The organism is Limosilactobacillus albertensis, from assembly GCF_014145555.1.
Taxonomy (GTDB): domain Bacteria; phylum Bacillota; class Bacilli; order Lactobacillales; family Lactobacillaceae; genus Limosilactobacillus; species Limosilactobacillus albertensis.
The window spans coordinates 1-18,454 of record NZ_JACIVD010000068.1; the positions used below are offsets into that span (position 1 = coordinate 1).

Below are 18,454 nucleotides of genomic sequence, written 5' to 3' on the forward strand. Positions count from 1 at the left end.
ATTGACTTCGCAAATGTTTTGCTTCAAATCACATCGTGATTGAAGACCCTACACATTTGATTCGTCGAAACTTTGTTCAGTTTTCAAAGGTCTACCAGTTAACTAACTAAGCAGTCAACCAACATGTTTATTATATCATATATCAATTTAACTTGTCAAGAAGAAATTTTAATTATTTTTCAATTTCTTCTGATCAATAACTCAATCAGCAACTTTATTAATATATCATGTCATCAACTAGATGTCAACAACACTTTTACGAAATAAATTTAATGTCTATTCGATATTTTACTCATCTCGTAACAGCATGTATTAATATACCAACGAATCCATTCCTCGTCAACAGTTTTTTCTAAAAAACTAAAAAGTATTTTCTAAATCGTATAAACAGTTAAAAACTTCTATTGCAACTAGATCAATATCATCAAAACGAAATCGCTCATATGGCCGATAGCGTACAAAAACAAATTCCTTACTACTATGAATATACGTTACATCACAAAGAGGAATTCCAAACTTTTCAAATGTTCTTTTTTGACGGTTTCGTGAATTATCATTTTGCATCGCTATTAGCCGCTTAACAATTACTAATAATTCTGATTCCTTCATTCTGCGTATTCTCCTTTAACTACAAAATAAGGGACTGTGATGTTTAGACACAATCCCCCTTTATTATCTTTTAACTTTATCTGGCTTTACAAAAACAGCCACTATACCGGCAAACATACCAAAGTAATATGTCAGTAAACGCCAGAGAATCATTGCTAAGACTAGCTTAGTATTGGAATGAATAAAACTAGCAAATAAAACTGAAAAACTATATTCTGCTCCTCCTGCTCCTCCTGGAATTGGGAAAAGAGAAATAATCATAAATATCAGCACATGCAAACTAAGTACCATCACAAAGTTAATATGATGAATACCCAAAGCTAGCATAATGAAATAAGGAATTGCATAGTAAAAGAATAATTGAAAGATTGTTACTATACAAACCTTTGCTAATTTCTTATAGTCTTTTTTCATCCGAAGACTTTCCTGATAAAAAGTATCCACTTTTTCATTTAAGACTATCTTCATCCGTTCGTAGCGATTTGCTTTCATAAAAAGAGCAGCTGGCTTAATTACAAGGTTCATTAGTCTTTTTGTAAACCTATACCAGTACATTACCATTAGCAAACCGACAATTACAGCTAAGTGAATTAAGAATCCAAATACCACTAATAACGATAGAGCATGTAACTTTTCAGCAATAAAGTGGAAGCCAATCAACAGACTGATTAAAAAATTAACTACGATCATCGCTTGAAATACTACAAACTTCATCAGCAAAACCGAACTCGCCAGTCCACCGTCAACACCCGATTGGATCATTGCCACTAACTGTGCGGGCTGACCACCCGTAGAAAACGGTGTAATCCCATTGAATAGTTGTTCAATCAAAGGCAACCGAAGCGCATCTTTCCAAGTAAAACCATCATGACGGTCGTTCATAAAGATTTTAACTACTACAGCCTCTAATCCTAAATATAAACAAATACATCCTAAGGCGATTAACATCCATCCCCAGTTAATCGTCGATACATCTTGAAGTAAAAGATGAATATTAGAATTACGTAATGAGTAGCCGAGAATGCCGACCCCAATAATCAGCATTAAGCCTAGTACTAACCAATTACGTCTACTCACTAAGCATCCCCCTTTCGTGCTTGATCCGTATAAAAGCTTGTCCAAACTTTTGCCAAGTGTTCTTTTGAATATTTACGCGCTGCTATTTGCGCTTGCTTTTGCCAGTGTGCCAACCGTGCAGGATCATTGCGCAACAACGTAAGCTTCATCTGCATTTCATTAACATCTTCGGCTGGCTCGTAATCCCCATCAATAATAGAATGATAAAGTTCTAAGTCACGCAACATTACTGGTGTTCCACAACTAAACGCCTCTAACACTGACATTGGAAAAAGCTCATTATAAGAAGGCAGCAAAAATAGGTCAGCTAAGTTATTTAATTCAACAATCTTATCTCGGGAAACAATTCCGGTAAACTTTAAGTTAGCGGGCGGATTATCTACCACACGCTTTAATTCACTATAGCCGTCTGTTAATCTTCCAAACGAAAATCCTCCTGCCCAGATAAAATTAACGTCAGGATTTTGCCGAGCTAGGCGAATGAAGTCTGGAACCCCTTTTCTTTCTTGAACTTGACCGCTACCTAAAACCACAAATTTATCCGGTGCGATATTATACTTCTTCCGTAAAGCGGTCCTATCTACAGCAGAGTATTGATAAAAATGATCACTATCGACGAAATTAGGAATATATGTAATTTTGTCTTTTGGAATTCCATAAGCAACTAATTTCTCAATAAAAGAAGGGTTTACTACTACCAGCTGATCCATTCGTTTATAAAAAGCAATAATGTAACGATAAAAAAGCCCGCGGAATGGTTGCGGGATTGTTAGGCTTCCTTCTAGGGTCTCAGGAAGGAAATGAACATAACCGATCTTTCGACCCCTCTTTTTAGAGAAAGTTGAAAAATAGAAAAGCGGGTCAATCGTATGATAATGGCTAATTTGACTTTTACCATACCGATTAATCTCAATTTCAAACTTATCACTGCATTGATTACGTAACAAATTGATCAATTCAAGGTAGGCACTGCCGACCCCTTGTCCTGCAACTTTATCTGCAGATGAAAACATTGTTATTTTAATCATCATTAACTCCTTGAGCGGTGAAAAAGACGACGCGATTTTTCTGTTTGCTTAATTTTATCTTGATCTATCAATTTACGCTGGCAATCATGATAGAATTCGACTACCCTTTCCACAAAAACTTCCGCTGAAATTTCGTGTAATTTTTGTTGACGTTTTAACCTTGATTCTGACGTCTGCGGTTGGTTTAGATAATATAAAACCCCATTGACCAGATCAGCCCGTTTTTGGAAACTAATTCCAATTGCTGCATCATCAATTAATTGATCGGTATATTCACTCCGCATTACAACGATTGGCAGGTCTGATGCAAGAGCCTCATCATAGGTCAAACCCTGTGACTCCGAATCAGATGCTGACACGAAAACATCAGCCATTTGGTAATAATGATAAACTTCATCATTCGGAATTTCGCCAGCAAAACTAACATGACCATTGAGGCCCATTTCACGAACCTGACGCTCTAAAGTATGCTTTGCCGGGCCATCTCCAACAATCAATAACTGCGCATTGGACTGGTGGCTAAGGATATCCGGCATTGCTTCAATCAAAGTATGAATGTTTTTTTCATATGCCAAACGACTTAACGAAAGCAATACCGGTGTAGTCGCCCCATAGCCTAATCGTGCCCGTAAATTAGCAAGATCTTTTGCTGAATCGCGTTGGTTATATACCCGCAAATTGATCCCTGTTGGAATTACCCGAATGGGAGATTCTACATGGTAACTTTCTAACGTTTCGAGAACGCGATCACTGGGAGCAATAATTCCTGATATATTTTTCAGGTATAAATGCGCTAATCGTGCTACATCATGCGGCTTTAAGATATGCCCGTTTGCAATATAGTGTAAGTAGTCCTGATACATTGTATGGTAGGTATGGAGACAGGGAATATGTAAATGCCTAGCGACTGTTTTCCCCATCACACCGAGTGCAAATTCCGTCTGATTATGAACTATATCTAATTGGAATTTTTTAGCAAGTTTTATAGCACGAAATACGCCGCGAACTGCAATCCGACGATCAGAAAATGAAACAAACGGAATGCTTGCAAAACGATAAATCCCGTTTTCAACGTCATCGTGCTTAGCCTTAGGATCAGTCGTCGTAAAGATATATACATGATGTCCCTGAGCAATCAGTTCATCACGAAGCGTCTTAATAGAAGTCGCAACGCCACTCACCTGTGGGAAATATGTATCTGTAAAAATACCAATATTCAACCTAACTGCTCCTTTTTTCATCACGAAATTTTTTCGATTTTAATTTAGTAATAACTGCTATTATACTAAAGCATTCAGCGAACCGCAAAACCGTATTTAAATTATTCTAGTCCCTTGACCTAATCATGACAAGAAACAACAAGAATGATTACTAATTCTTTACAAAATCTTTTGTCCATAAAAAATGAGAAATAGCTTCCCAAATAAGGCAGTTATTTCTCATCTTCTCTATCAAATCTTCACTTCTGGAACATATTCTTCTACTAACTTTCGAACATTAGCGGCCGTCTCAGCGTTAATTGCGCGATGAACTAACGGTTGTAATTTACGAGTACTTAGTTGGTTGATTAAAGATCGAATCCGTAAAATCTGGCTGCTATTCATCGAAAATTCATCAAGACCCATTGCCATTAAAAGCGGGACCGCAATGGGGTTGCTAGCCATTTCGCCACACATGCCAACCCATTTACCTTCTGCATGTGCCGCTTCAATCACCCGGCGGACCATTCGTAAAACCGCGGGATGAAGTTCTTGGTATAGGTAAGCAACCTCCTGATTTCCTCGGTCAACCGCGAACATATACTGGACTAAATCATTACTCCCAATACTAAAGAAATCGACATATTTTGCAAAATGTTCTGCCATTACAGCAACGGCCGGGATTTCTAACATCATCCCCACCTCAATGTTTTTAGCAACCTGGTAGCCTTCCTTTTCCAACTTGTCTTTTTCTTCATCGAGAATTGCCCGTGCCTGCTTAAATTCTTCAATTGTCGCAATCATCGGAAACATAATTGCTAACCGTCCATAGACTGAAGAACGAAGCAATGCCCGTAACTGTGGTCGTAAAATTTCGGGTCGTGCTAAGCCGATTCTTATTGCACGAAAGCCGAGGTATGGATTAGCCTCACGGGGAAGCTTAACCATTCCTAATTTTTTATCGCCACCGATATCAAGAGTACGAGCAACTACATGCTGCTGATTCATTGCTGCAACGAAACGTTTATACGCTGTAAATTGCTGCTCTTCATCAGGCAGCTCTTCCCTATTCATATAGAGAAATTCAGTCCGCAACAACCCAATTCCTTCTGCACCATCTTCTTGGGCATCAATAATATCTGCAAATGTACCAACATTAGCCGCAACTTCAAACCGGCGTCCGTCCGCGCTCACAGTCTGCTTATCTTTTAAAGCGCCCCACTTTTGCTGTTCTTGTGCAAACTTACCAGCCAGTAAACGGTAATGTTCAATTTCATCATTGGTTGGGTCAACGATAACTTTTCCGTGAATGCCATCGACAATTAACATATCGCCATCATGAATTAGCGTTGTTGCATTTTTAACACCAACAACAGCCGGCAGTGCCAACGTCTTACTCATAATCGTAAAATGAGATGTTCTACCGCCATTTGTTGTCACAATTCCGGCAACGTACCTTTTATTGAACTGGGCAGTATCTGTAGGAGTAATATTATCTGCTACAAAAATAGCACGATGGTCCAACAAAGCAGGATCCGGTAGGGGAACGTTCAATAAGTGACTCAAAATTCTTTTAGTCACATCACGTAATGCAGTTGCACGAGCATATAGATAATCATTATCATTTTTATGCTCAAAAATATTTAAATAATAGTCCTCTATCTTTTTGACCGCCCACTCCGCTGTAGCATGATGACTATTAATCCGGTCAATAATCTTATCTCGTAAAGTCGGATCATCTAAAATTGCAATCTGCGTGTCAATAATTGTCACTGCGCGCTGACCGAGCCGGTGATGTGCCTGCTGAGACAATGCTTGAAGCTCAGTCCTGCTTAACGCAAAAGAATCATGAAGCCGGGCGACCTCATGATTCTCATCAGCTGTATGCTGTTTTTTTATAGATAGATCTGACCCTACTAACAGGCGTGCAGGTGCGATGGTAATCCCACTACTAGCCGCAAGCCCGTCTAGCAGTAAAGACATTAGTCAGTCAATCCTTCCTTTTTCATAGTTTCAGCAACGGTATCCAATGCTTCTTTTTCATCATCACCATTAGCAGCAATAGTAACCTTAGCATTTTGACCAACACCAAGTGACATTACACCCATGATTGACTTCAAGTTAACACTCTTGCCTTCGTATGAAAGAGTAATATCAGATGAGAACTTTGAAGCAGCTTGTACCAAAATAGTAGCTGGACGAGCATGAATACCGGTCTCTGAAGTAATTGTAAATTCACGTTTTTCCATATTAATCAGTCTCCTTCGAGCAGATATAATTAATTTATTATCAGCAGCTGGACCGCTGATACACCTCGATATTTACATTTTAGCAATTGTAAGCGTTAAATACAAGCTTACATCTTGCGATTTATCGCTCTCGCAATTGATAAGTAATTTTACCGCCGCGTTGTGCTTTTCCTTCAATCTGGGAGCGATAAGCGTAAGCATGAAAAATCGGTTGAAATTCCTGAAAATTCTCAGGGGTAATTTCAAAATGATCAATTTTTTTGGTTCGCAAGTCATCTAGTAATTGTTCAAACTTTTCTTCTGGCATCCAATCACCTCAATATAAAGATCTCTGTCTACCTAATTATACACGATAAATATTATAAAGCATCCGTTTTAGCATTCATGACTAAAGAGTGCTAAAATCATAGTGGGATCCTTTTAGGCGTTCCTAAGTAATTTTGATTAAACGTACAAGGATGCCCCTTACTTAAGAAAATATTTAGGTTTTATGACTTGCTTTGCGATAAAAAGTAAGTATAATATTAATCAATGGTCAAGAAAGGTCAAACAGACACAATCTTGCTGAACTACTTTAGGAGGTATTTAATTTCAGATGCTATGTCAATATTGTCATCAAAATCCGGCCACGATTCATCTACAAATGAATTTCAATGGTCAACGGATTCAAATAGACCTCTGCCAAAATTGTTATCAAAAATTACAAAATCTACAAACAGAAATGATGAATGGAGGTAACGGAATGAATAATTTCGGTTTTGGAAGCCTCGAAGACTTCATGAACGCAATGAATAATATGCAAAGTCAAGCTGCTGGCGCTAATGGTCAAAATATAAACGGTCAGGCTCAACGTCAAGGCGGCGGACGCAACGGTAAAGGTATCCTAGGACAATATGGTATTAATCTTACCGACTTCGCCCGCCAAGGAAAGATCGATCCGGTTATTGGTCGGGATAACGAAATCAAGCGCGTAATCGAAATTCTAAACCGACGGACAAAGAATAACCCTGTTCTTATTGGTGAAGCCGGGGTTGGTAAGACGGCCGTTGTTGAAGGTTTGGCCCAGGCAATTGTAAGCGGTCAAGTTCCAGAAAAGCTTGCTAATAAGGAAATTATCCGTCTCGATGTTGTTTCACTTGTCCAAGGTACTGGAATTCGTGGACAATTTGAAAAACGGATGCAACAGTTAATGGAAGAAGTTCGTAAGAATAAGAATATCATTCTCTTTATCGATGAAGTCCATGAAATCATGGGAGCTGGTAATGCTGAAGGCGGCATGGATGCTGGAAACGTTCTTAAGCCTGCCCTTGCCCGTGGTGATTTTCAATTAGTCGGTGCTACTACACTTAATGAATACCGGAAGATTGAAAAAGATGCTGCTCTTGCACGTCGGTTCCAACCAGTTGAAGTTGATGAACCATCTGTTGAAGAGACCATCCGGATCCTCAATGGTATTAAGAGCCGTTATCAAGATTATCACCACGTCAAATATACTGACGATGCTGTCGTTGCTGCTGCTAAGCTTTCCGACCGCTATATTCAAGATCGGTATCTTCCTGATAAGGCCATCGACCTACTTGATGAAGCCGGCTCAAAGAAGAACTTAACTCTTAAGAATGTAGATCCTAACGCAATTGAAAATGAAATCCATACGGCTGAGGCACATAAGCAACAGGCCGCAGATAATCAGGATTACGAAAAGGCTGCCTTTTATCGGGATCAAGTTGCAAAGCTTGAAAAGGCGAAGAAAGAAGCAGAAGAAAACCATACCGAAGATTCTGCAACTGTTACCGTCAAAGATATGCAACGAATCGTTGAGGAGCGGACTAATATTCCGGTTGGCGACCTTCAAAAACAGGAAGAAAACCAACTTCGCGACCTTGATAAGAAGCTCGATGAACACGTTATCGGTCAAACACAAGCCGTTGACAAGGTTGCCCGTGCTATTCGGCGTAATCGGATCGGTCTAAACAAGTCCGGTCGGCCAATTGGTAGTTTCCTCTTTGTTGGCCCTACTGGTGTTGGTAAGACCGAAACAGCTAAGCAACTTGCCCTTCAACTATTTGGTTCTAAGGACGCAATGATCCGGTTTGATATGTCCGAATACATGGATAAAACTTCTACTTCCAAACTTATCGGAGCGGCCCCTGGTTACGTTGGTTATGAGGAAGCCGGTCAATTAACCGAACAAGTACGGCGGCACCCATACAGCTTGATCCTTCTTGATGAAGTTGAAAAAGCTCACCCAGATGTAATGCACATGTTCTTACAGATTCTCGATGATGGCCGGTTAACTGATTCGCAAGGACGAACAGTTAGTTTCAAGGACACGATTATTATCATGACATCGAATGCCGGAACCGGTGATGCTGAGGCCAGCGTTGGTTTTGGTGCTGAATCTAATGGCAGCACCCACTCAATCATTGACAAATTAACTAATTACTTCAAGCCAGAATTCTTAAATCGTTTTGACGATATCGTTCAATTCAACGCTTTAACTAAGGATGACTTGATGAAGATCGTTAACTTAATGATCTCTGATGTTAACAACATGCTCGCCGACAAGGATTTGCATATTGAAGTTACTAATGGTGTTGAAGAAAAACTAGTCGACATGGGCTTTGACCCTAAGATGGGAGCACGCCCGCTTCGTCGAGTAATTCAAGAACAAATTGAAGATCGAATTGCTGATTATATTCTTGATCATAGTGATGCTCATAAATTAACTGCTAACCTCAATGATGATGGTGATATTGTCGTTGAAGAAGCACAAGAAGTACCAGCAAAATAATTTAACCAAAAAAGAACTTGAAAGTATGGTCATAACGACTTTACTCTCAAGTTCTTTTAGTTTACCTCTAATCGACGGCGAACTTCTAACACGGGAATTGCAACCATTGGGACCAAAATAATTGCTAAAATTAGCTCAGCCAGCCCATTAGTCGCCATCACTGTTTCAAGGGCAATTAATAAATGGTTAACATTGACGCCATATGTTTGCGCAACTGCTGGAGTACGATAAAATAGATAGATAAAGCCTAAAACTAATCCAGTATTAGTAAGGGTTCCAATAATTGCGGCACCAATTGCGGCACCATATTTAGATTTAAATAGCCGACGCAAAAGAATAAATGTATAGCCAGCAAGTAACCCAATCATGATTCGGGGAACAACCGAGACAAGCGGATTAACAAATACTAATGGTGCAAGCGGACTACTAGGAGCAACAAAAGCACGAATCCATGTTAAAATTCCCCAAATACCGCCAATAATTGCACCATCTATAGGGCCCAAGACAATCGCGGCAATGCTGACTGTCACATGAAGAGTGGTTATACTCAACGGTCCCAATGGAATATTGCCAAAAAACGGGACAAAATCCTGTAAAAGGATAATCGCAATAAAAATTGCCAAAGTCGTGTTATGTCTTATTTGTTGGTGCCGAGTTCTTGCCATTTCAATTCTCCTAAATAAATTTGAATAGGCCTATTGTAATAGAAATTTTACCTATTCGCAATTATCAAGAGAAATATAATGGTTCAATATCGTGTCAGCTACCAAAAAGCGCTATAATAATAGATAATTTAGGTTACGGAGTGTTAATAATGATTGACAAGTTTAAAACTGGAAATCCAATCTGGGTTTACTATAATGATATTGATTCGGGAGCAAATCTTACCGTGCCGCAGTTATTACGCGGTTTTATCGGCCAAGAATACCAAATTGAGCGGAAACAATTTCCTAATTACCGGTATGTAAAGACGGAAGGCGAAACTCGGGGCACATTTGACATGCGGCAACGGATAGTTCACCTTTTTTACCGTAAGCAAAACTGGGGTGAAGTTCAATCAATCGAAATGTACCTACGTCTTGATGCACCGACACAGGTCTTTGATACAGCTGGCGGGATGCCGATTGGTGCCCCTCTCCCTGCTGATATTACAGTAAAATCTTTCCACCGGGTTGCAACTAAAAACGGGCAATTTTGGTATGAAATTGGTGCTGACCAATGGATCAAATATGACCAGATGCATGTCGTTGATAACCCATTCAATACTAATTTACGAAAAGAAAAATCACGATTAGTTAATAATTTAACCGTTATTCCACTTAAAAATGTCCGTGCAAAAGTTGACTACCTTCATAACAAGTCAATCAATGTCTACGACGCACCATACGGAAATAAAGTGGCAGAGATTCCAAACGGCAATGAGGTTACATTAATTGGTAAACTCAATGATAATGACGAGATTACCTGGTATCAGATTGGGCGAAAAAAATATATTACAAGTAATTACATTCAAATTGAAGATATCGATGACGATGAATAAATAAAGGACGCTAGTATCGGATAAGCCGACTACTAACGTCCATTTTTATTTCCTAGTCTCGCCGTAACTGCATCTTATCGTTAAAAAGTTTAGCTAGGAAAAAGATGATAATCAGATAAACTATTAAAATAACCCACCAAGTAATTGGGGTGCTAACAAGCATGTATACTAACTTGTTAGCTGATAAAGTTGGAATTAAACTGTCCATTGAGTAACCAATCATGCTCAAAAGAACGATACAGACTACTGGGCCGCCAATCCCAACGATCCACTTCCAACGGCGGTTCAAAAGAGCAAAACCGTTTCCAACTGCTACCATCGTCAAAATACCACAGAAGTAAGCAAGTAAGCTGTGCCATGATGAAGAAAAACTAAATGGATAATGCATTAAACTGGTAAGTTGGTCAATAAACCAAACAAGCAAGGTTAACAGGACAACTGATATAATTCGTCCTTGCCATTGTGTTCGCCGCGAAATATTATTTTGAATTGCCCACTTGAAGTCACTGTAAGGGGTTAGTAAAAAGTAAAAGAACAAGACTAATGACAATAAGCTGCTGATTGTTCCTGGAATGGCGCCAAGACTAACTAAAAATGACTCAATATTTTGATTCATTATGAGGCCAAGCAGATATACTAATAGTTCAACCCCGACACCAACCGCAATCGCAATTCCTGCTGACCAGCCAGCTCGCCGTAGGGTTGTCGATATGATTAAATTTCTCTTTTGATTTTTCATTAATATGCACCCCCATCTGTCAAGTAAATGAATAAGTGTTGTAAATCATAATGGTCAAGCTTAACTTGATCTGGGATTGGTCGTTCATCATTTAAGTGATCAAAAACATAGGAAGTTTTAATATTACCCATCGATTCAGATTTCAAAACTTTCAATCCCGCAGTATATTCATCAACTAATTTAGCTGGTCCACTAATGGCATGAGCCTTTGCAAGCAAGTCATCAAGATCATCATTAATTATAATTTGATGCTTATCCAAAACTAGGACATGTTCAACTAACTGCTGAATTTCTTCGATTAAGTGTGTTGACAATACAAATGTCCGTGGCTTTTCCTGATAAGACTTGACTAATTCCTTGTAAAAAAGTTCACGGTGATTAGCATCAAGACCTAAAATCGGTTCATCAAGGAGAACATATTCAGCATTAACTGCTAATGCAACAATCAACTTTGAAGCCGTCCGCTGACCAGTCGAGAGATTAGTTACTTTAGCGTTACCACTAAGTTCAAAGGCGGTTAAAAGACGGTCAGCGAGATCATAATCAAAGCTGCCGTAAGCCACATCCGCAAGGTCAAAAGTCTGCGCAATTTTCATTTCACGCGGGTAAAGGTTAGCCTCACTCATCAGAAAAATCTTATTCAGTAATTCATCATTATCATTAATGCTTTCGCCACCAATCCGCACCTCGCCACTGGTTGGGAAAATACGGTTACTAATGATATTTAACAAGGTCGTCTTACCAGCACCGTTACGACCAAGCAACCCATAAATTTTTGCCGGCTCTAAATTAAATGAAATATTATTGAGAACCGTTGTCTGTCGATACTTTTTTACGATATTTTTAACCATTAATTGATCCATCATTTTCACCTCGTTCAATCAAATCTAATAAATGCTGCTTAGTAATACCAAGCTTATCAGCCTCGATTAGTAAACTTTTAACATAGTCGTTATAAAAGCTTTCTTTACGTTGCTCCATAATTTTTTTCTGCGCTCCTTTTTTTACAAACATCCCTAACCCACGACGCTTTTCTAGTAAATCCTTGTCGACTAGGATATTCATCCCCTTAAGAACCGTTGCCGGATTAATGTGTAGCTGCTGGGAAAGCTGAGTTGTTGATGGCACTTGTGATCCCTCGTCGAAACCGCCAGAGAAGATCATCTCCTCTAATTGATCAGCAAGCTGTTGATAAAGCGGTGATGATTCATCAAAATTAAATTGCATTGGAGCACCTCCTTAGTTTGTTATTTAGTTAATTACTTATGTAACTAAGTATATATGTTGAAGGATGATTTGGCAAGGGGAAAAAATAAAAGACAGTCCACACTCTAAGTATGAACTGTTCTAAAACTATTTTTATCATATTGCGTTAATAAAAAATATGCAGGTATTAATTTTCAATTACAACTTTAGTGCCAGCTGGGACATTATGCTGAATCCAATACGCATCAGGAACTGATAAACGAATACAACCATGTGAACCAGTCGAAACACCAAGAAGTTTTGCTTGGTTTAAATCATATTGATGATCATGCCATGGCTGATCAAAGACAACGCTATGAAATAGGTATACTCCATGATCTTTCCAAGAAGTCCAATGGTTTGCCCATTCAAAAATGTCTCCACGCTCTGGTTGAACATAGTACGTTCCAGTTGGAGTAAGACTAACGCCATTTACATACCGTCCTGCCGTACAGTACATTGTATAAGCAACATTATTACCGTCCATCATATAAACACGGTTTTGACCAATTTTCACATTAATCCAGAAATTCTTAAGTTGGTTTATATTTGGATATGGTGCATATTCCGAGGATTGCCGAAAATCAATTGGTGTTCGCATTAAATTATTAACCATCATTGAATTAGAATAAATATCAGAATAATTACCATTACCGTTAGGATCATCTGTATAACGATGAATAAAGCGAACTGTATGATGCTGAATTTCATTAGGAATAGAAACGCTCAATTGATAACCAGAATTGCTACTGTTAAGAATATATGGGACAGCCTTGAAAACGTCCAACCGTGTTAAGCTTCTATCTTTAATTTGCCACCGATACAATTCTTGCCCGTTTTCTCCTAACGCAATTAAATATTGGTATGGCCGCTTATTACTTTGATCTGTCGCATGCCAACCACTAATAGTAAGCGTAGTGTTAGTTATATCAATTTGGTCAAAATTTCCAACATTTGAATTATAAGATGTGCTTATTTGATCACTATAATTACCATTACCCGCTGGATCGTTTGTAAAGCGCACCAAAACCTGTAACTGTCCTGTTACCAATTGTGGATCAAATTTAACTAACGTATCAAAACCGCTATTAAGACTATTGTAAACACTAGGATAAACTCGTGCGACATCTGGACGACTAATAAGTGACAACCGTTGCCGTGCAATCTCTTTGCCATTATTCAAAATAATAAGATATGCATTGGCCCGATTGATAGAGCTATCATCTACTGCCCAACCAACTACTTGTAAGCCGTCCTTAGTCATTTGAACTTTATCAAAATAGTGTGCTTTAGTAGTCAGTAAATTAGGCCTAAACCAACAGTCAGTGTAGGCTCCTTGGTCACCATTGCCATCAGTAGCAGTAGAATAACGACTTACAATTGCGTAGCTATGCCCTGCGATTAATTTACTCTTTGTCAAATCAAATGTCGCCTGAAATCCTGAATTTATCGCCGTCTTAACTCTCGGATATACCTTGGCAACATCAGGTCTCCTTACTGCTTTTGCTTGCACAACAGCTACTTGTTGATTACTAGTACTGTCAAAAAGAATTACAAAATGTTCTTGTTCATAGTTAGTTACATCATTGGCGTGCCAACCTGACACGGTTAAATGTTGACCATCTGAAAAGTTAATATTATCAAGCCATCCTTGATTAGTGGTCTGACCGCCAAACGATGAGTACCAATAGTCAACTGCATTTCCATTCCCACTAGGATCATCGGTATAACGGTCAATCACTTGTAATTGATGGTTGAAATTAAAATTAGTTAACTTTACATAAGTATCAAAACCAGACTGACCCGCATGATATACACTAGGTAAAACTTTAGCAACATCAGGACGTCTAACGTTATTACCTAACCTTACTCGTATTAACTCACGATTATTATTAGTATTATCAACTATAATAATATAATGATATTTTTTATTAGCGGTTGAATTACTTGCATGCCATCCAGCAAGATGCAATTGATTTTTTTCGATAGAAACATTGTCGAGGCTACCATAATTACCATGTTCAATTGTAAAAGGGGCAAACCAGTAATCTGTTGCATCCCCATTTCCAGCAGGATCATCGGTATAACGATCGACAAGCTGAATACTTGTAGCATTAGCAAGACTATTAGCAATATTAAAAGTTACATCAAAGCCAGATTTTTCAGCATTATAAATATCATAAACTGCCTTAACATCCTTGCGTTCAATAGATGAATTTGTAATATTTTGTCGTGCTATTTCACGATGGGTCTTACCATCTAGAATAATACTATAATGATATTTCTTATTTAATGCGTCATTAGTGGCATGCCATCCTTTAAGATTTAGTTGTCCATCATTATTAAGACTATGCTCATCTAGCCAAGCATAGTTCCCATGATCTTCAAAGTTATATAACGGGGCATTATTTAAAATTTGAGTAAATGCTGCTTGAAAGTTTTTAGTATTATTAACATAGTCTCCATCGTCCCACTGACTTAAGTCATTAATATTATTTAACCAGACAGTACCTCCATTAGTTGTACTATCTTCTAATACGACTGGCTGATTATTATGAATCGTAAACCAGTAAGTATCATGAAACTGACTTAGCCTATTACCGGCATAATGGTTATAAATAGCAACTGTATTATAGTCATACTTATTAGCCCCATCTTGGCTATAACCAATAGTTGCCTCTCTATCAGACCACAATTTAGTTATATCAAATTCTGGGTACTCACAATCAATCGGCATTGGTGTTGACCCATCATATTTTTGAAAATCCATATTATGTTGTTGACCATACTGTGTCATATACGCATCAAGCCTTTGTGCTTTTTCTTGATTCCATTGATTTTCTTGAACAGTACTTTGCGGAGTGATTGCTGGGGTATCATTTGTCGTATTTATTTGACTTCTTTCAGTATTCATTGACTTTGGGGCTAAATTATTAGCCACATCATTCTGCTCTGGTGCATTCACATTTGTGCCTTGAACTGAATCAGCATAAGTAACTGTACCACCGCTTATTAACAAAGCCATTCCTGCAATAATACCAATTACCCAGTTTTTCTTTGCTTTATATAATTTTTTCTTCATTATCCCTATTATTCTCCCATCCTCATAATATGATTACGCTTCCAATATATAAGATTCACTAAAATAAAACAAGTTATTTAAAAATAAATAGGCTACGATTTCCCATAGCCTACTTATGATATTTTATACTCGATTTCTAATTGCCCATTCAGGATCGATCCATTCTCCATGACCAGTTGCTTTAGTATTGTCTGACCAACTTGGATTAAATGAATTCTTAAGGTCTACCCCATAATTAGGACTGGTGTTAATGCCAAGGTGTAAATGATCAAGATCACGGTAACCAATTACTTGCCCTGGATATACAATATCATTGCGATTTACTGTAATCCGGTTACGGTTGCTAAATGCTTCCTGGTATACGTAGAGGAAACGACCATCCCAGATAGTAGTAAACCACCACATTGTCTGCCCGTTATCATCACGAACAGTATTAACATCTAATACACGGCCACCATGAACAGCATGAACTGCTGAACCTGGGTGATCGCTACGACCAAAATCAAGGCCATCATGGTAACCATTTTTTCGTGGATAAGGTGTGTAGCCAAAGCGTTGCCCTGATTGGAACCACCCTTCTCCAGAACCAGGGAATGGCCAGCTCCATCCATCATTTTGCGGTAATGCCCGTGCAATACCATCGCTACCAAAATCATAGCAATGACCATCAACCCAATTTATACCGGTGTACATCCGCCCATGTAATTGGTCATAATGAATCCATAAGTCATCAGGATCTGGCTGAACATCGTAGCCATCAGAGAAGTAATAGCGGTTACCGTTAATCGTCCGCCATCCAGTCGCTAATTGGCCATTAGTTGGATCAAAGTACACTGTACCACCATTAAGAGATTGAAAGCCATCATTAATATCAATTTGTGGTGACATAAAATCAAGATAATTGCCGTTACCAGCTGGATCATCGGTGTAACGATGGATAACTTTGATTGCACGGTGATTCATATCGGTATGAATAGGAAGTATTGAACTGAATCCAGACTTTGTAACTCCTGTAATCCATGTAGCATTAGCGTTATTACTATTAAGGTTTGAATTTTGATTATTTAAACGAATACGGTAAAATTCATGACCATCTAAGCCAACGACAATTAGATATTGGTATTGACATTGATTACTGCCAATCGCTGCATGCCAACCAGCTATCTTAATGTTATTTCCATTAAGCTTAACAGTTGCATTTCCTGTATTTGTTGGGTAATTACCACTAAACTGATCTGTTACTCCTTGGTTTAGATGTGGATTACCATCATTAGTAGTTGAGAACCGTAACAAGACCTGCATATTCCCATCAGCAAGTTGCTCTAACTGTTTCTGATTCAATTTAATGATGGTATTAAAACCACTATTTTTACTGTTGTACATTGCTGGATAGACATTTGCAACATCCGGGCGAGTAGTTAAAACCAGCTTTTGACGTGTAACCTCTTTCCCATTATGCAAAAGAATTAGATATGGTACTCGCTGATTTAAGCTATTGTCACTTGCCATCCAGCCCTGGACCTGTAAACCATCAGTAGTCATATTAGTACGATCGATACTAAATGCTGTTTGATTTAATGTAATTGGATTTGACCAAAAATCAACGTGTTGTCCATCATTCCCATTACCATTTGGATCAGCAGAATATCTACTTACTACCACATAGGCGTGTCCTGGCTGTAATTGACCTGCGCCAAGATCAAAAGTGACATTAAAACCAGCACTATTTGCATTAAGGATATTCGGGTATACCTTCGCAACATCTGGACGACTAACACTGTTTATCTTAGCAGAAGCAACTTGACGATTAGCAGTTTTATCAAAAATAATGATAAACCGATTACTTGCAAGGTCTGATAAGTTAGTTGCGTGCCAACCAGAGACTGTTAGATTACCACCATCGCTAATATTGAAGTTATCTACGTATCCCAGGTTATCTTGACTAGCTGGTGCAATTCGTTGTGGGGCAAACCAATAAGTCACATTTGAGCCCTCACCATTAGCAGCATTACTATAACGGCTAAGAATCTGATATTGGTGATTGGGATCTAAATTAGCAACATTAAAAGCTGTACTGAATCCTGAAATATTTGCGTTTACAATATTAGGATAAACTTTAGCAACATCTGGACGAGCAATCTTTTTCACTTCTTGCCGTGTTATTTCATGCCCTGCTGTTTGATCAAATAAGATTAAGAAATGATGATTTCGATTAATTGAACCATTAGTAGCATTCCACCCCGCTACATGTAATTGACCATTCTGCACCTTAAATTGATCCATGCACGCATAATTATTTTTATCAATTGAGATTGGTTGAGACCACCAGTCCGTATGCGTCCCCTCGCCATTAGCCGCGTTACTATAGCGACTAACAACTTGAATCGCATCATTTTCATCATGCATATTATTAAAGTCAAGTTTGATTGCTGAATCATAACCGGACTCACCTGCATTATATACGTTATGAACTTTTTCAACGTCAGGGCGAGCAACATTAGTAACGGTATTACGTCCTAATTCTTTGTTTGTCGTACTGTCATAGGCAATCACATACCGGTTATTTTCGTTAACCGCCTGATTAGTTGCTTGCCATCCAGCAACACTTAATTGATTGTTATTAAAATTAGCTTGATCTAAATAGCCGTAATTTCCATTATCTTGATGGTTATATGTCTGGCTAGTTTGTGGTTGACTATTTTGTGGTGGCTGTTGATTATCTGCAAGTACATCAGTATTAAATGCAAATCCTGCTGAAAGGGCAATGGTAGTAATTGCGGCTACTACCCAATTTTTACCACTTTTATATAGTTTAAAATGTTTTTTATTTTCCATTATTATCCCCCGATTATTATCCAAAATAAAAAGGCTTAAAATCTGTGAATTCTAAGCCCT

At 38.4% G+C, this 18,454-nt stretch carries 15 protein-coding genes; 2 read left to right on the forward strand and 13 right to left on the reverse strand.

Annotated elements, in window-relative coordinates; genetic code table 11:
• Positions 1–360 precede the first annotated feature (360 nt).
• From H5S41_RS08505 to ykzS, 7 genes are all read right to left on the reverse strand, one after another.
• On the reverse strand, positions 361–609 hold the full coding sequence (locus tag H5S41_RS08505) for a YkuJ family protein (RefSeq protein WP_182602973.1): 249 nt from the start codon (positions 607–609) through the stop codon (positions 361–363).
• Between the two features lie 63 nt (positions 610–672).
• Positions 673–1,686, reverse strand: a complete 1,014-nt coding sequence (locus H5S41_RS08510; RefSeq protein WP_182602974.1) for a lysylphosphatidylglycerol synthase transmembrane domain-containing protein — start codon at positions 1,684–1,686, stop codon at positions 673–675.
• A complete protein-coding gene (locus tag H5S41_RS08515; RefSeq protein WP_182602975.1) occupies positions 1,686–2,714 on the reverse strand; it encodes a glycosyltransferase family 4 protein in 1,029 nt (342 codons plus the stop codon). Before H5S41_RS08515 ends, H5S41_RS08510 begins: the two co-directional genes overlap by 1 nt.
• 2 nt (positions 2,715–2,716) lie before the next feature.
• Positions 2,717–3,934 carry a glycosyltransferase family 4 protein gene (locus tag H5S41_RS08520; protein WP_182602976.1) on the reverse strand — a complete coding sequence of 406 codons (1,218 nt, stop codon included), beginning with the start codon at positions 3,932–3,934 and terminating at the stop codon, positions 2,717–2,719.
• Positions 3,935–4,165: 231 nt separating this feature from the next.
• Positions 4,166–5,896, reverse strand: a complete 1,731-nt coding sequence (ptsP, locus tag H5S41_RS08525) for a phosphoenolpyruvate--protein phosphotransferase (RefSeq protein WP_182602977.1) — start codon at positions 5,894–5,896, stop codon at positions 4,166–4,168.
• Positions 5,896–6,162 (reverse strand): phosphocarrier protein HPr, encoded by a 267-nt coding sequence (locus H5S41_RS08530; RefSeq protein ID WP_153710841.1) that lies wholly within the window; start codon positions 6,160–6,162, stop codon positions 5,896–5,898. The genes ptsP and H5S41_RS08530 overlap by 1 nt, the downstream gene beginning before the upstream one ends.
• A 121-nt stretch (positions 6,163–6,283) precedes the next feature.
• Positions 6,284–6,469: a protein YkzS gene (ykzS, locus tag H5S41_RS08535; protein WP_182597790.1), complete on the reverse strand. Its 186-nt coding sequence runs from the start codon at positions 6,467–6,469 to the stop codon at positions 6,284–6,286.
• A gap of 288 nt (positions 6,470–6,757) precedes the next feature.
• Here ykzS and H5S41_RS08540 point away from each other — a divergent pair, with 288 nt between their 5' ends.
• Entirely contained in the window at positions 6,758–8,953 is a 2,196-nt protein-coding gene (locus tag H5S41_RS08540; RefSeq protein ID WP_182602978.1) for an ATP-dependent Clp protease ATP-binding subunit, read from the forward strand.
• 56 nt (positions 8,954–9,009) lie between these two features.
• Here the strand turns inward: H5S41_RS08540 and H5S41_RS08545 are convergent, their stop codons facing one another.
• Positions 9,010–9,618, reverse strand: a complete 609-nt coding sequence (locus H5S41_RS08545; protein WP_182602979.1) for an ECF transporter S component — start codon at positions 9,616–9,618, stop codon at positions 9,010–9,012.
• A gap of 149 nt (positions 9,619–9,767) precedes the next feature.
• Between H5S41_RS08545 and H5S41_RS08550 the strand changes: the two genes are divergently transcribed.
• Positions 9,768–10,493 carry a MucBP domain-containing protein gene (locus H5S41_RS08550; RefSeq protein ID WP_153710845.1) on the forward strand — a complete coding sequence of 242 codons (726 nt, stop codon included), beginning with the start codon at positions 9,768–9,770 and terminating at the stop codon, positions 10,491–10,493.
• Between the two features lie 52 nt (positions 10,494–10,545).
• Here the strand turns inward: H5S41_RS08550 and H5S41_RS08555 are convergent, their stop codons facing one another.
• The 5 genes from H5S41_RS08555 to H5S41_RS08575 form a co-directional block, all read right to left on the reverse strand.
• Positions 10,546–11,232 (reverse strand): hypothetical protein, encoded by a 687-nt coding sequence (locus H5S41_RS08555; RefSeq protein WP_182602980.1) that lies wholly within the window; start codon positions 11,230–11,232, stop codon positions 10,546–10,548.
• Positions 11,232–12,098: an ABC transporter ATP-binding protein gene (locus H5S41_RS08560; protein ID WP_182602981.1), complete on the reverse strand. Its 867-nt coding sequence runs from the start codon at positions 12,096–12,098 to the stop codon at positions 11,232–11,234. The genes H5S41_RS08555 and H5S41_RS08560 overlap by 1 nt, the downstream gene beginning before the upstream one ends.
• The gene (locus tag H5S41_RS08565) at positions 12,076–12,459 is read right to left on the reverse strand and encodes a GntR family transcriptional regulator (RefSeq protein WP_153710848.1); all 384 of its coding nucleotides are present in this window, start codon (positions 12,457–12,459) and stop codon (positions 12,076–12,078) included. Before H5S41_RS08565 ends, H5S41_RS08560 begins: the two co-directional genes overlap by 23 nt.
• Positions 12,460–12,625: 166 nt before the next feature.
• Entirely contained in the window at positions 12,626–15,559 is a 2,934-nt protein-coding gene (locus H5S41_RS08570) for a DUF4767 domain-containing protein (protein WP_182602982.1), read from the reverse strand.
• Positions 15,560–15,682: 123 nt separating this feature from the next.
• Positions 15,683–18,394, reverse strand: coding sequence for a KxYKxGKxW signal peptide domain-containing protein (locus tag H5S41_RS08575; protein ID WP_182602983.1), 2,712 nt, complete (start codon positions 18,392–18,394; stop codon positions 15,683–15,685).
• Positions 18,395–18,454: the final 60 nt, after the last annotated feature.